General features: G+C 28.5%; 13 protein-coding genes. 7 read left to right on the top strand and 6 right to left on the bottom strand.

What is annotated here, in order from left to right; genetic code table 11:
• Nucleotides 1-120: 120 nt before the first annotated feature.
• The 6 genes from JBL43_RS00065 to JBL43_RS00040 all read left to right on the top strand — a co-directional run bounded on the left by JBL43_RS00065 (nucleotide 121) and on the right by JBL43_RS00040 (nucleotide 6,917).
• Entirely contained in the window at nucleotides 121-1,128 is a 1,008-nt protein-coding gene (locus tag JBL43_RS00065) for a lipid II:glycine glycyltransferase FemX (RefSeq protein ID WP_198839465.1), read from the top strand.
• A 208-nt stretch (nucleotides 1,129-1,336) separates the two neighbouring features.
• Complete coding sequence (locus JBL43_RS00060) at nucleotides 1,337-2,413, top strand: glycosyltransferase (protein ID WP_198839464.1); 1,077 nt, start codon at nucleotides 1,337-1,339, stop codon at nucleotides 2,411-2,413.
• Between the two features lie 10 nt (nucleotides 2,414-2,423).
• Nucleotides 2,424-3,335, top strand: coding sequence for a glycosyltransferase (locus JBL43_RS00055; protein ID WP_198839463.1), 912 nt, complete (start codon nucleotides 2,424-2,426; stop codon nucleotides 3,333-3,335).
• A complete protein-coding gene (locus tag JBL43_RS00050; RefSeq protein ID WP_198839462.1) occupies nucleotides 3,332-4,429 on the top strand; it encodes a DUF354 domain-containing protein in 1,098 nt (365 codons plus the stop codon). The genes JBL43_RS00055 and JBL43_RS00050 overlap by 4 nt, the downstream gene beginning before the upstream one ends.
• Nucleotides 4,404-5,162, top strand: coding sequence for a hypothetical protein (locus JBL43_RS00045; protein ID WP_198839461.1), 759 nt, complete (start codon nucleotides 4,404-4,406; stop codon nucleotides 5,160-5,162). The genes JBL43_RS00050 and JBL43_RS00045 overlap by 26 nt, the downstream gene beginning before the upstream one ends.
• Nucleotides 5,163-5,516: 354 nt before the next feature.
• A complete protein-coding gene (locus JBL43_RS00040) occupies nucleotides 5,517-6,917 on the top strand; it encodes a sugar transferase (RefSeq protein WP_198839460.1) in 1,401 nt (466 codons plus the stop codon).
• Nucleotides 6,918-7,445: 528 nt separating this feature from the next.
• On the opposite strand, the gene JBL43_RS00035 is transcribed toward JBL43_RS00040, so the two are convergent.
• The 6 genes from JBL43_RS00035 to fahA all read right to left on the bottom strand — a co-directional run bounded on the left by JBL43_RS00035 (nucleotide 7,446) and on the right by fahA (nucleotide 14,293).
• Nucleotides 7,446-8,384 (bottom strand): hypothetical protein, encoded by a 939-nt coding sequence (locus JBL43_RS00035; RefSeq protein WP_198839459.1) that lies wholly within the window; start codon nucleotides 8,382-8,384, stop codon nucleotides 7,446-7,448.
• Nucleotides 8,353-9,495 (bottom strand): MBOAT family O-acyltransferase, encoded by a 1,143-nt coding sequence (locus JBL43_RS00030; RefSeq protein WP_198839458.1) that lies wholly within the window; start codon nucleotides 9,493-9,495, stop codon nucleotides 8,353-8,355. Before JBL43_RS00030 ends, JBL43_RS00035 begins: the two co-directional genes overlap by 32 nt.
• A gap of 309 nt (nucleotides 9,496-9,804) precedes the next feature.
• Complete coding sequence (locus tag JBL43_RS00025; protein ID WP_198839457.1) at nucleotides 9,805-10,047, bottom strand: acyl carrier protein; 243 nt, start codon at nucleotides 10,045-10,047, stop codon at nucleotides 9,805-9,807.
• 8 nt (nucleotides 10,048-10,055) lie between these two features.
• The gene (locus JBL43_RS00020) at nucleotides 10,056-10,715 is read right to left on the bottom strand and encodes a hypothetical protein (protein ID WP_198839456.1); all 660 of its coding nucleotides are present in this window, start codon (nucleotides 10,713-10,715) and stop codon (nucleotides 10,056-10,058) included.
• 3 nt (nucleotides 10,716-10,718) lie between these two features.
• Nucleotides 10,719-12,212 (bottom strand): AMP-binding protein, encoded by a 1,494-nt coding sequence (locus JBL43_RS00015; protein WP_198839455.1) that lies wholly within the window; start codon nucleotides 12,210-12,212, stop codon nucleotides 10,719-10,721.
• An 800-nt stretch (nucleotides 12,213-13,012) separates the two neighbouring features.
• Nucleotides 13,013-14,293 (bottom strand): fumarylacetoacetase, encoded by a 1,281-nt coding sequence (gene fahA, locus JBL43_RS00010; protein ID WP_198839454.1) that lies wholly within the window; start codon nucleotides 14,291-14,293, stop codon nucleotides 13,013-13,015.
• A 262-nt stretch (nucleotides 14,294-14,555) separates the two neighbouring features.
• Between fahA and glyA the strand changes: the two genes are divergently transcribed.
• Nucleotides 14,556-15,830: a serine hydroxymethyltransferase gene (gene glyA, locus JBL43_RS00005; protein ID WP_198839453.1), complete on the top strand. Its 1,275-nt coding sequence runs from the start codon at nucleotides 14,556-14,558 to the stop codon at nucleotides 15,828-15,830.
• The last annotated feature ends 208 nt before the right edge of the window (nucleotides 15,831-16,038 follow it).

Here is a 16,038-nt window from a genome sequence, read left to right as displayed (position 1 = left end):
GTAAGCTCAGAGTTTAAACATAGTATTCAATTTAAAATAAATGAATACCAATTTAGCAGTATAAGTTGGGCTAGAATAGATTAAAAATTTAATTAGTATAATTTTATAAATAAATATAATTTGGATTATAAATTTGTTTCAAAATTTGAAGATATTGATAAGAACGCATGGGATGATTTAATTAAAAAATCACAATATGGGTCGGTATTTCAACATTCAGAAATGTATGAATTTTGGGAAAAACAAGACGAGTGCGATCCGTTTGTTTTTGGTATTGAAGAAAATAATAATTTATTAGCTGTTTGTCAGGTTGTTGTGCAATACAATGGTACCGGACTCAAAAAGAATTTCTCTAAACGAGCAATTATTTATGGAGGTGCAGTTATATCTGATACTTGTGAAAAAGATGAAGTTCTTACTAGCTTGATTAAGAACATGAATAAACTCTTAAAATCTAAGGCTATTTATAGTGAGTTTCGTCATGCTTTTTTATATAAGGAGTTTGATAAAATTTTTAAAGAAAATAATTATGAATATCTTCCTTATCAAAATTTTAAAATTTCACTAACAAATGAAGAAGAGGTTTTTAATAACTTAACTTCCGAAAAAAGAAGACAAATTAGAAGAAGTATTAAAGAAGGTGTGGAAATTTCCTATGAAAATACCGATTTTAACATTAAAGGTGTTTATAATATTATAAAAGGGATCTATTTAGAAAAAGTAAAAAAACCATTACCTAAGCTTGAATTTTTTAATGATTTAGCGAAGCAAAAATTAGGAAATATATTTGCTCTAATATATCAAGGAAAAGTTATAGGAGGTGGATTTTTGGTATTTGATAATAAATGTGTTTATGATTGGTATAGAGGTGGTTTAGATCGAGATTTCAAACATCAATATCCTAGTACTTTGGCAGCTTGGGCAGTTATAAAATTTGGTTTAGACAAACAACTATCCACATTTGATTTTATGGGAGCTGGTATAAAAGGAGAAGATTATGGTGTTCGTAATTTTAAAGCACAGTATGGTGGAGAATTGGTAGAACATGGTAGATATCAAAAAGTTTTAAGTCCTCTTAAATTTAAGATAGCTAAACTTGGTTTAAGTATTTTAAGTAAAATTAGATAAATGATAAAATGAATAAGCGAATTTTTAAATTACTTTCTTATCGAATGGTTATAATGATTCAAAAATTATTCTATAATGGATTAACATCGTTTCTAATAAAAGCGAAAGGATTATTTCATAATTATTTGAATATTGAATTTCTATCTATTATTAATGGAATACTTGTTATAAATAAAAGAAGTATTATATAATTTTAATATTTTAAAATATGAAAATACTTTTTTTTATAGAGAGCTTAGGTCCAGGAGGTAAAGAAAGACGTTTGGTTGAATTAATTAAGAACCTTTCTAAAAATTCAAAATATATAATGGAAATTGTATTAACTAACAATACTTTACATTATAAAGAAATTTTAGATTGTAATGTTAAGGTTCATTGCATTATTAGAAAAAGGTTTAAGAAAGACCCAAGGTTATTTTATAAATTTTATAAAATAGCAAAAAAGTTTAAACCAGATGTAATTCATGTATGGGGTAATTTGGTGGCAATTTATGCCATTCCCGCAAAAGTTTTATTAAATATACCTTTGATAAATAATCAAATTGCTAATGTACCTAATCATAAATCAAATTCTTTGATGGGACCAAGAACATCTTTTAAATACTCTGATTTGATTTTAGCCAACTCTTTCGCTGGGATGGAAGCCTATGGTGCACCTCAAGAGAAATCAAAAGTGATATATAATGGTTTTGATTTTAATCGTATTAATAAATTAGAAGATTCTTTAGAAGTAAAAAAAAGACTTAATATAACTACAGATAAAATAGTTGTAATGGTTGCTTCATATTCGGCAAATAAAGACTACAAGACGTATATTGAAGTTGCGAAAGAAGTTTTGAAATCAAGAAACGATGTGACTTTTGTTGCAGTAGGTGGTGGTAATAATGAGATATATAAAAAAGATATTAGCGGGTTTGAAGATCGAATTATGTTATTAGGACGTCATGCTAATGTAGAAAACATAATGAATACAGCTGATATTGGGGTGTTGTGTACCTATACTGAAGGAATATCTAATGCATTACTAGAATTTATGGCACTTGGCAAACCGGTAGTAATTACTGGAGGGGGTGGATGTGTTGAGTTAGTAGAACATGGTCAAAATGGTTATCTTTTTGAAGCATCAGATAAGGAAAATTTATCTGCAGCAATACATAATTTATTAAAAGAGCCTAAATTGATGATGAGGCAAGGAGAAAGATCCAAGCAAATTATAAAGGAAAAGTTTAGTATTGACAAAATGATGGAAAGTTATGCTGACGTTTATAGAGAGTTTGAAAACTAAGACTGAGATTATGAATATTTTAATTGTTGCTAGTGGCAACGCTGACAAAATAAGCCCATTTGTAAAGGATCAAACAGATGCCTTAGAAGAAAAAGGAATTATCATTAATTATTTTCTTATAGAAGGGAAAGGCTTGAGAGGATATTTTGGTAATTATTTTAAGTTACGAAAGAAAATTTCTGAAGTAAAGCCAGATGCTATACACGCTCACTATGGATTAAGTGGTTTATTAAGTGTTTTTCAAAGAATAGTACCAACTGTCATCACTTTTCATGGTTCAGATTTAAATGATAAAAAGGTAAGGCCATTTTCTTTAATAGCTCATAGATGGGCTAAGAAATCAATTTTTGTTTCGAAAAAATTAGCCGACATTGCAAAGTATAAAAATGAATCAGTGATTCCGTGTGGTGTCAATTTTAGTGTTTTTTATCCGATAGATAAATTGGTAGCAAGAAAAAAACTAAATTTAGATTTACAAAAAAAATATATTTTATTTTCATCTGCTTTTAATAATCAAGTAAAAAATTTTCCATTGGCAAAAAAAGCAATAGAAAAGATTAAAGGTAATAATATTGAAGTATTAGAATTAAAAGGTTTTGACCGGAAACAGGTTGCTTTACTAATGAATGCCGTTGACCTTGCTTTGATGACATCTTTTACTGAAGGATCACCACAATTTGTTAAGGAGGCGATGGCTAGTAACTTACCAGTAGTTTCGGTAGATGTAGGTGATGTGAAAAATGTTATTAGGGGTACAAAGCATTGTTATATTACTTCATATGATGTTGAGGAAATTTCGAGTAAAATTAAAGTAATATTAAAAGATTCGGCAAAAACTGATGGTAGAGAAAAGATATTACATTTTAACAATGAAACAATAGCTAATCAACTTATTGAGCTATATAAAACTATAATAAAGTGAGAATACTAATTGATATAGGTCATCCAGCTCATGTGCATTTGTTTAAAAATTTTACAATTGAAATGCAAAAGCAAGGGCACATAGCTTTGTTTACATGTAGAGAAAAGGAATTTGAGATTGAATTATTAGAAGCAAATGGCTTTAAATATGTCTCATTCGGTAAAAAATATAAATCAATAGCTGGTAAAATTTTTGGTTTGTTAGTTTTTGATTTAAAAATGTTAAAAACTGCTATAAAGTTTAAGCCTGATATTTTCTTAAGCGTCGGATCTATGTATGCGGCTCAAGTGGCTTTCATGTTAAGGAAACCTCATTTCACATTTGAAGATACTGGAAATCTTGAACAAATAAGGTTATATCTTCCCTTTACTAAAATGGTATTTACACCTGATGTATTAAAAAGAGATTTGGGTGAAAAACAATTAAGATATCCATCATATCATGAATTAGCTTATTTGAGTCCGAATTATTTTTCACCAGACAATTCTATTTATAAATTCTTAGGTATAGAGTCAAAAGATAGTTATGTTATTATTAGGTTTGTTTCATGGAATGCCACACATGATGTGGGACAAAATGGAATAAATGATAAAGATAAAAATGATATTATTTCCTTTTTAGCGACAAAATATAAAGTATTTATTTCATCTGAATCTGAGTTGCCTGAAGAATTAAAAAAATACAAAATAAAAATTCCACCTGAGCACATTCATCATGCATTATATTATGCCGATTTGGTGATAAGTGAGGGTGCTACAATGGCATCAGAAGCAGGTGTTTTGGGAACGACAGCTATTTATGTAAATTCTATTGAAGCATGTAATAATCGAGATCAGGAAAAGTATGAATTGGTCTACAATTTTAAATCGGGTCTAGGAGTACTAGATAAGGTTAAGGAAATTGTAAAGGAAAATATGGGAAAAGAAGAATTAAACAATCGTAAAGAAATAATGCTTTCAAATAAAATTGATGTAACAGATTTTTTACTTTGGTTTGTAAAGAATTATCCTGAAAGTTATTTAGAACTAAAGAAAAATCCAAAATATCAATTCAATTTTAAAATAAATAATGGACTTCACAGTAAAAATATATAAAGAATTACTACAGATATTAATAAAAAAAGGGTATACCTTTCAAACTTTTGATGAGTTTATTAAATCTCCATCAATAAAGAGCATAGTGCTCAGACATGATGTAGATCTCTTACCTTATAATTCTTTGAAATTTGCTGAAATACAAGCAGAAAATGGAGTTAAGGGAGTTTATTATTTCAGGGCAGTACCAGAAAGTTGGGATGAAATCGTCATACAAAAAATAGCGGATTTAGGGCATGAAATAGGGTATCATTATGAGTGTTTAACTACTTGTAATGGTGATATGGAGAAAGGGATGTCTGATTTTGAAAAAAATCTTGCAGACTTAAGAAAGTTAGCACCTGTCTCAACAATTTGCATGCATGGTAGCCCAGCCTCTAAATATGATTCAAAAGACCTTTGGAAAGAGAATAATTATCGTGATTATGAGATAATTGGTGAGCCTTATTTCGATGTTGATTTCAAAGATGTTTTTTATATGACTGATACTGGTAGAATGTGGGATGGTCATAAAGTCAGTGTCAGAGATAGAGTGAATAGTAGTTATAATATTACTTTTCACTCAACAAAAGATATAATTGAATTTTTACAAAGTAATGATTTACCAAATCGTATTATGTTTACATTTCATCCTCAAAGATGGAATGATGGAATGTTAAATTGGACCAAGGAGTATATCATGCAGCATATAAAAAATATAATTAAAAAGGCTTTTTACGTAAATAGAAAGTAATATTTAAAGTTAAACATTTAATAAAGAACACTTTAAGGGAGGTTTGTTTTTTGCTTTATTTTTTAGGTCAATTAATTTTTTTTGTGTACATTTGCAGGAGCTATTAAAAAGAATACCCCTAAAAAAATGATACTTACAACTTATAAGTATGTGGATAATCGGTGTGAAATGATGTGTTTTTTTATTAAAAGAAACATTGACGTTGCAACTGTGAATTTTTTTTATATAGTTAATTTTTCTTTCAACTATTTTTCTTTAACTAAAGTATTTTATGGCATGCATTTTGGTATGTCAGATAGGAATCATCCTATTAATATTTTAAAGATTACAGTTTAATTAAAAAACTATATTGCTATGATTGAAAATTACCCAACCCAAAAACTTGATTCTGAAAAGTTTCTTGATGATTATATTCACTTAAAGAGGAATATAATTTTAAATGATTCTTTTAAGTCAGGTTTGAACTCAAACAATGAGGATACTTCAAAACTTCGATTATTAACAAAAAAACTTGTTAGAAATAAAAAGGCCGCAGATTTTTCTTCTTTGGAAAGAATACGAATTGTTGTGGATAGCTTAATTGATGATATTAGCGAAAAAGATGTTTGTAAAAAGGAGGGGATTTCAGTAAAGGTATTTTCAGAATGGAAAAGTGAATTTTTAGAAGCTTTTAATAAATATTCTGAAATTGAAACACTTCAAAGGGCTTTGAATTCTAATAATAAGGGACTTATTATTGATGAAATAGGAGAGAACGCTTATGATTTTTATAAGGAATTTATTAATATATCATCTGTTAGAAATTTAATTATTTCAAAAAACAAAGTTTTATCTAGTTATAGTGAATTTGATGGTGTTGAGAATATTGTATTACTTGATAGAGTAAATAATTTCAGGCAGATAAATAAACAATTTGAGGAGGTTAATGGTAAGTTGCCGTTAAATGGTGTATTATTGGGTAATTTTGAAACTTTCGCTTCTAGAGCTGAGAGACATCCAATAAATAAAATTCCTTATTTTAGTCGTGTATATTTTGGATTTGAATTCTTATTTAAGAGAGTATTTCCTAAAATGCCAATATTGAAGAAATTATATTTTTTCACAACAAAAGGTAAAAACAGATTACTTTCTAAGGCCGAGGCATTAGGTAGATTGGTTTCTTGTGGTTTTGAAATTCAAGATCTAAAGGTTATAGATGGTATTCATTATTTTTCTGCAAAAAAAATAAAAGAACCTGTTTATGATATGAACCCTAGCTATGGACCATTATTTAAAATGAGAAGAGTCGGGAAAAATGGTAAAATAATAGGTGTTTATAAATTAAGAACGATGCACCCATACTCAGAATACTTACAAGATTATGTTTTAAAGCAAAATGGATATGCCGAAACAGGTAAGCCTGCTGATGATTTTAGATTGGTACCTTGGGGTAAAGTGTTACGAAGATATTGGATTGATGAGTTACCTCAGTTGATAAATGTTTTTAAAGGAGAATTGAAATTAGTTGGTGCTAGACCGGTATCTCAACGCTATTTTCAAGATATACCTGAAGATTTACAGAAATTACGTTTAGCTCAGAAACCTGGTTGTGTTCCTCCTTACGTAGCCTTAGATAGAAAAGGTGCGGTAGAAAGTGTGTTACAATCTGAAAAAGAATATCTTGAAGAAAAGTTAAGAAATCCATATACAACGGATACTAAGTATTTCTTTAAAGCAATGTATAATATTGTATTTAAGAACAAGAGAAGTGCCTAATTGTATTAATATAAAATAGCAATAATTAAAAACCATCTTATTTTAAGATGGTTTTTTATTGGGTTATATTTCTTTTAAGAAAAAGTGTTTGAAAGCTAAATTAAAATTCAATAAATAGTATCAAAATAATATATTTTAAGTTAATAAATCTATATATGATTAAGGTGATTAATAAAAAAAAACCTTGCATTAAGAATGTGAAGTTATAAAATCAAACTATCATTATTTTACTGTATATACACTTTTATAATATCTTTTGAATTATAAGTTTACTTTAAATAAATTTAAAATAGCGTTAACAATGTGAAATAATGATATATATTATTTAATAATTTTGAGGATGGTATTAATTCTTTTCTTATAACACATAGGCAAGAATATAATTATATAAAGTATTATGAACTATTTAGAGGCCTACTTTAAAAAAAAATCAAATGAGTTTTGATTAAAATCGTAGGTATTATAGGTTCTATACTTTTTACTAAAATGTTACTTATTATTATTATTATTATTATTTATGTTCATAGTTTATAAATGCTGCTTAATACTATCACATATAATATTTGAAATAACGGTTGCTCCTTCTTTGTTCAGGTGAACTAAATCTTTAAATAAAAATGGATTATTCAGAAAAATTGAATCTTGTTTGAAATTATAGAATGGAATTTTATGTTTTAAACTTATTGTAGTTAATAAACTATCAATGTTATTCGGTGAAATTTTAAAAACAGGTGACTTTATGATGAAAAGATTCGCTCCTGAATTCTTTGACAATTCTATAAATTCTTCCAATGCACGTATTTTTATTATATCATTATTAATATCTCCTTTATTATTTATAGAATCTAATGCCCCTTCCCAAATACCATTTAATTCTACATACCCTTTAATATCAGGTTTTCTTTTTTTATTAAATTCTAAATTACCTAACGCAATGGTTAGCATATTTGAATTATATGGGTAAATGTTTGATAATAATTTTATTTGTTCAAAAGAACTTTTTTTTTCAATAATCGCTCGAATTTCTTTATGATCTTTATAATATGGTAAAAGTGCAGATAATCGCTCAAAATCTTTTTCGCTATTATTAAATCTCGCAGTATGATCTAAGATAATGACAGATGGCTTATATCTTTTAAGAATAGATTTTAAAACTGCTAATTGGTATAAAATACCTTGACCATCCCTGCCTGTGTTGTAATAAGTCATGTTTAAAGAGTTTTCAAATACCTGGGGAACATAATGATGGTTAGCGGTAGAAGCACCAAAAATTAGTACATCAGCTTGAGTTGAATCTATGGCATAGGTTGTTCTATAATGAAGGCCAGAGGATTCTTTAAAATAGAAAAAACGTAATGTATTTCCAATTAAAAAATCAAATATACCAACTACTATAAATACTAAAGATATGTTTAAAACTATTTTTTTAATGATATTAAAATTTAAAATAAATGAATTGTCCTGCATCAAAAACCCCTATTAAAAGGATTAATATAATAATAAAACTATAAGATAAAATTCGAATAATTTTCAGTTTATTATTAAAAAATAATAATCGTGAAGAAAAAAATTCTTCCTTAAAGTCTTTTAATAATAAAATAAAAGCACCTAAAATAATAAAAATTAAATTTGATGGACTATCAATAAAGATAGAACCTGAGAAGTTTATTATTTTTTCAAAGGCCATGATTCCTTCTGAAAATGTATGTCTATTTCCTCCTGTTAAAAATGAAAATGCAAATAATATATATGTTATAGAAATTCCAAATGCAATGTACCACCATTTCTTAGAAAGATTATATTTTTTTTCAAAAGCGAATTTTTTATTTTTTGTTATTGCCTCAAAACTGAGCACAACCCCCTGAAACAAAGCCCACATTAAATAAGTTAATGTTGCACCGTGCCACATGCCCATAATAAATAATGTTAAGATTACGGTTAACAGTACACCTTTCATTTTATATCTTCTAAAAGCAAACGACAAAGGGGTGTAAACGTAATCTAAAATCCACGAAATTAGAGACATGTGCCATCTACGCCAAAATTCTGAAAGTGTTGTAGCAAAAAAAGGTCGGTTAAAATTTCGTCGTACTTTTATACCTAAAACTCCAGCAACACCTATAGCAATTAATGAATACCCACCTAAATCAGCATACAACTGTAGTGGATAAATTAAAACGGTAAATAGTAAGGTTTTGCCAGAATGATACTCCATATTGCTTAGAACCACATCTGTATAAATCCCAATTCGATCAGCAACCACTAACTTCATAAAGTATCCCCAAATAATAAATTTAAAACCTTGAACAGCTTTTTCATAATTGAATGTTAACTCACTTTTAAATTGTGGTAACATGCTAGGAGCCCTTTCGATAGGGCCTGAAAGAACTAGAGGGAAGAAGGATAAAAATAAAGTAATTAGACCGATATTCTTTTCAGCCTTAATTTCTTCATTATATATATCGAATAAATAACCTATTGCCATAAAGGTGTAAAATGAAATACCTACAGGAAGTAATAAATTTAATTTTGGTAATGGAAAACGTATCGAAAAATAGTCCATAAAGTTAAATATCATTTCATTTAAAAAATCATAATATTTGAAAATGAACAATGGCAGAAAGACTAAGATTATACCAATAATAAGAAACTTTTCTTTTTTACTATCACTTTTTTCTCTCTCTATAATTATGCCAAATAGGTAGGTTATTAGAGAAACAAATAAAAGCAATATTACATATAAAGGAAGGACATTTGCGTAAAAAAAAATGCTTGTTAACAAAAGAAAACACCACCTAATTCGACTAGGAATTAAGTAATAAAGGACTATTACAATTGGAAAAAAGATTAAAAAATTAAAAGAAGTAAAAACCATAGTAAATAATGGTTAATTTAGCTTCGAACTTAAGATGTCTATTAAAACACCTACATTTTTCATTTTATTAAGTTCACGAAGCTTAAATTTAATTGAAAAATGGTCCTCAATTTCAGTTATTAATAGCATGTGCGATAAGGAGTCCCAATTATCTACATCATTTGCAGACATATTTTCTGAAATTTCTAACGTTTCATTGTTAAATATTTTTTTAAAAATATTGTCTAATTCATCTTTTATTTGTGATTTTTCCATAATGTTTTTTATTTTAATTCTTTTTTCATTAAAATTTTCTTATTCGAGGGTAGATAATTAAAAATATCTTTATTCGAGGTATCTTTTCTTGAAATAATTTTAAAATCTAATTTTTTATTGATTTTAATTGCGGGGATATTATTCTCAAAAATATCCACATAGGCTTCATTAATATTTTTATTGATTTTTGATAATATAACTATTTGTTCTTTTTTAAGAATTCCCAATAAATTATTTCCTCTATTTTTTTTTGTAACATATCCAACACCAAAATGAATACTATTTGGCATAGACTCAAATTGTAATTCATTTAACATTTTACTCAAAACCTTTGCCTTTTCAATGTTTTTCTTTGGTATGAAATAATTTAGTAGATTCCCTTTTAAAATTCTTGAAGGGACACCTTCAGTGCCTTCTACCCAAGCACAGGAGGCTGCAATTAAATTCTTATTTTTCTCAGCAACTAAAAAACTTGAAATTGAAAGCTCACAACCATCAATTTCTTCCTTAAGTATTGCTTCCAAATAAGTTTTTATTTCTGCTTCTTTCAATTCAAAAATTGTTGCATAAGATAAAGTGTCCGTTCCGGCTTTTTCAGCTTCTATAATTGTTTCTATCAAAAATGGAATATCATGAATTGTTGCTTTTCTTAAAAATAAATCTTTCATACTTTATTTTCCTATTTTTAGTTTCAACAAATTCTTATCAATTTTTCCATTAGTATTAATTGGAAATTCTGAAACACCTATTGTTTTTGTAGGTATCATATAAGAAGGTAACTTTGATTTTAAATAATCTATTAACAAATCTGTATTTTGAACTTCATTTTCTATAAATAAAGCCAATTCCGTATTTTTAGTTTTGTTTATAAAAGGTAATACCACAACATTAATTTTTTTTAAAAAATAACGTGCATGAAACTCTATTTCTCCTAATTCTATACGATATCCTTGAATCTTTACTTGATAATCTAAGCGACCTGAAAGTAAAATATCTCCTTCATTATCAATATAACATAAATCTCCAGTTTTATAAAACCTAGTATTACTACCATCAATTTCAACGGTAAAAAAAGATGAGCTATTTTTTTCATGATTCTTCCAATATCCAGGCGTTAACTGATCACCACTTACACATAATTCCCCTTTTTTATTTGCACCAAGCGTTTTACCCTTCTCATCAATAATAATTGCTTTTACCCCATGCATTGCTTTTCCAATTGACATCATTCCATTTAATTGTTTATTAACACCGAAACGATTGAATTTATTATATGTACAATATATAGTTGCCTCTGTTGGTCCATAAAAATCTAATATTTCTGCATTTGGAATACAAGTTGCCCATTCTTCTACCAAATCAAGAGAAGATGCTTCAGCAGTAAGTATGTTGTATCGAAGATTTGGAGCATTAATCTCGTCAAAATATGGCTGTAAATATCTTATAATTGATGGAGCCATGGTCGCAAAAGTCAGTTTGTAATCTTCTAATAATCCAAATACATAACTATATTTTATCTGGTCATGTGGAATTGTGTATATGCATGCTCCTTTTGTAAGTGGAACCAAATAAGATTGAACGGAAACATCGAAAGTTAAATCAAAACACTGTAAGCATCGATCATTTTCATTAATGTGAATTTCTGTTTTCCAAAAGGAATTCATGAAAGCTCCGATATTTTTTCGACTAATTTGCACTCCTTTTGGCTTTCCTGTACTTCCTGAAGTGAAAAGTATGTAGGCAAGGGAATTTTCATCAGTTAACTTTGGTAGATTGTCAATTATGCCTGATTTTAGGTTTTTACTTTCAATGGTTTTAATCGAAGGAAATAACAAATCTGTACTTGAATTTAAAATTAAGGAGATTTCAGCTTGGTCAATTATTTCCATAATTCTATCCATTGGTTGTTTTGGATGTAAAGTCACGTATGCACAGCCTTCTAACCAAATCGCAAAAATTGATGCGTAAGTTTCAATATCATCATTTGCTACAAGTCCAATATTTTTATTTATAATTTTCTCTTTTTGAAGTGCGAAACGAACTTTGGTAACAGAATTACTAAGTTCTTTATATGTATAAAAGTGTTCATTAATACAAAAAGCGTTATGATTTTCGAAAGTTTCAATTGATTTCAGAAAAGGCAGTATTACTTCTTTGTTAAACATAATAATTGATTATTCGTATGGGGCTTTGTATACTTTAATATTTTTATTGTTAAATAATAACAATATATCATAAATTTGAATTAGAAATAATAATCACTTAACAAGTTATAAAACTTTTCATTACTTCCGTTATAATTGTATCATAATTAATTAAGTATTGACTTAATCAAAAAATCCTTATCCAAGTCAAAACTGAATCAATAAAATTAAAGTTATTATGGATTACTAAAAAGAGGAAAAATACCCTAAATGACACAGGGAAAAACCTATTAAAAATAGGGATATTTCCTGTTGATAATGTCTTTTTTATTTCTATAATAAAGACATTATGGTTCCTAATAATATTAGAATATTGGACTGGGATAGTTGACAGATCCGTGTTTAATTTAATGTTAGGTATAGATCCTATTAATTTAAACTTTATAAGAAGTAAATTCAACAAATAAAACGATAAATTATTTCTTGTGCCATCGTCAAAAATCTTTCAAGGATAGTGAAGGTTTTATATTAGGATAATTAGATTCAGCTATCATTAATAAGATAAATAAAGTTAATTATATTTTGTTTTTGGTGATTTAGTTGATAGGAAAAAACGAATCTCTTTGCTTTTAATTTTTTGAAATGAGGCATGTAATGTGGTCTATTTTATTAATTTAAGTGCTACATAGACCCAAAATAACTATTTTTAAACATGCAATAACATTTTTTACACTTCGAAAGATAAAGATTATTATAAATTAGTTGAATGGGTTGAATAATTAATCCTTGTTCTGAACAAGATTCAGCTAAAAATAAAATATCTATTTAATTGATGCAGGAAGCATCTTTCCGCTACAATCACCAAACCCAATTCTAACCGTATCATTTTTACAATAGCCTCTCAAAATAACGGTATCATTATCATTGATAAATTTACGTTCAGAGCCATCATTTAAAGTAATAGGGTTTTTCCCAGCCCAAGTCAATTCAAGCATTGACCCATAACTTTCTTTTGTTGGACCAGATATAGTCCCTGAGCCCATCATGTCACCAGCTCTTACATTACAACCATTACTTGTATGATGTGTTAATTGTTGAGCCATGGTCCAATACATATATTTAAAGTTAGATTCAGAAACTTTAGTTTCTTTTCCATTTTCTGGTAATATTGAAGCTTGTAATTTTATATCTAAACTTCTATTGCCCGATTGTTGTAAATAGGGTAGTGGTATAGGGTTTTGTTGAGGACTAGCCGTTCTAAAAGGCTCTAAAGCATCTAAAGTTACTATCCAAGGTGAAATGGTTGATGCAAAACTTTTCCCCAAGAATGGACCTAGCGGAGCGTATTCCCAGCCTTGTATGTCTCTAGCACTCCAATCATTAAATAAAATTAATCCAAAAATAAAATCTTCAGCTTCTTCAAGCTTTATGGTTTCACCTAATTTATTAACATCTGTCGTAATAAAAGCCATTTCCAATTCAAAATCAACCAATTTTGATGGACCAAAAATTGGAGTATCAGAACCTTTAGGCTTTGTTTGTCCGTTTGGTCTTTTTATTGGTGTTCCTGAAGGAATAATTGAAGAACTTCTACCGTGATATCCAATAGGAATATGCAACCAGTTGGGCATCAATGCATTTTCAGGATCTCTAAAAATACTTCCTACATTGGTAGCGTGTTCTTTGCTTGCATAAAAATCAGTATAATCACCTATAGTTACTGGTAATTGCATTTCAACTTCATCCATTGTAAAGATAATACGGTCTTTGTGTTCTTCATTGTCTTTTAAAATAGAATTATTACTATCAAAAATTTCAGCAATTCTATTTCTTACCAATCTCCACGTTATTCTGCCATCCGCTATAAAATCGTTTAAAGTGTCTTGTAAAAATATATCATCAGTTAATGGAATTTCACTAAAATAGCCTAATTGATGCAATGCTCCTAAATCAATAGCGTAGTTGCCTATCCTTGTCCCTATTGTTATAATATCATCTCTTGTTAAAAAAACACCAAAAGGGATATTTTGTATTGGGAAGTCAGAATCCTTTTCAACATTCAACCAAGACTTTCTATTCGGATCATTTGCTTTTATTACCATCTTTTAATTGTATAAATTTTATTCAAATATATAAGTTTATATGTTTTTGCAAAATGAAATTAGTATTTTTGGCATCACTTTAACATAGAACTGATTTGTACTTTTTAAATCGATTTGAAAAATAGCAATTTTATGGCAATTTGGAGACTTTTTTAATGCATAGTTGAAAAACTTAAATTTTTAAAAGTTCAAAAGGGTTTTAAAAGAATGTTACTCCTAATCATTTGAAAGTATAAAATAAGTTTTTTATAAAACAATTACAATGCAACGTGATCAAGAAATTTTTGATTTAATAGAAGAAGAGAAACAGCGACAACTCAATGGCCTTGAATTGATTGCTTCAGAAAATTTTGTAAGTGAACAGGTAATGGAAGCTGCAGGTTCTGTACTAACAAATAAATATGCCGAAGGATATCCTGGTAAACGCTATTACGGGGGGTGTGAAGTCGTAGATGTTGTTGAGCAAATAGCTATAGATAGAGCTAAAGCTTTATTTGGAGCTGCGTATGTGAATGTACAGCCGCACTCAGGTTCTCAAGCAAATTCTGCAGTATTTTTCGCATTATTAAAACCAGAAGATAAAATTTTAGGTTTTGATTTGTCTCATGGTGGACATTTAACACATGGTTCACCTGTAAATTTTTCAGGTGTTCTTTATGAAACCTCTTTTTATGGCGTTGATAAAGAAACCGGAATTTTAAATTATGATAAAATTCAAGAAACTGCTAATAAGGAAAAACCAAAGTTAATAATAGCTGGTGCTTCGGCGTACTCTAGAGATATTGATTTTAAAAAGTTTAGAGAAATTGCTGATAGTGTTGGTGCTTTATTAGTTGCAGATATATCACATCCTGCTGGATTAATAGCAAAAGGTATTTTAAATGACCCTTTACCACATTGTCACGTGGTTACTACAACTACACATAAAACATTGCGTGGTCCAAGAGGAGGAATGATTATGATGGGGAAAGATTTTGAAAATCCGTGGGGCGTTACTTTAAAAAACGGTAAGCCAAAAATGATGTCTTCTTATTTAAATTCTGCTGTATTTCCTGGAAATCAAGGTGGACCCTTAGAACATATAATTGCAGCTAAAGCGATTGCTTTTGGTGAGGCATTAACTGATGAGTTTTTGTTTTATCAATTACAGGTTAAAAAGAATGCAGCTGCATTAGCAAAAGCGTTTGTAGCAAAAGGCTATCATTTAATTTCAGGAGGAACAGATAATCATATGATGTTGATTGATCTACGTAATAAAGATATTACGGGAAAAGAAGCTGAAAATGCTTTGGTAAAGGCTGATATTACTGTGAATAAAAATATGGTTCCATTTGATACGCAATCACCTTTTGTAACCTCAGGAATTAGAATAGGAGCTGCCGCAATTACTACACGTGGACTTAAAGAAAATGATATGCCTATTATTGTTGAGTTTATAGATGAAGTAATTACTAACCATCAAAATGAGGATGCCTTAGAAGCAGTAGCAATAAAAGTAAATGAAATGATGAGTCATAGACCATTGTTTAATTCTTAAGTTAAATCTTATTATATAAAAAAAGCGAGCTATTAAGCTCGCTTTTTTTATTCATATTTTTGTCCCGTCCTGAAATAGCGATACACTAAAACTATAGTGTAATGAAAACAATAGCAAAGACGGGTTACGTCAAGCGTAGCCAAAAAGATTATTCGCTTTCTTTCAAGCTTCAATTGGTTGAAGAAATTGAATCTGGCCAACTTAATAG

This window comes from Aureibaculum flavum (assembly GCF_016406085.1).
Lineage (GTDB): Bacteria > Bacteroidota > Bacteroidia > Flavobacteriales > Flavobacteriaceae > Aureibaculum > Aureibaculum flavum.
This window is presented reverse-complemented; position numbering and strand designations above follow the sequence as displayed.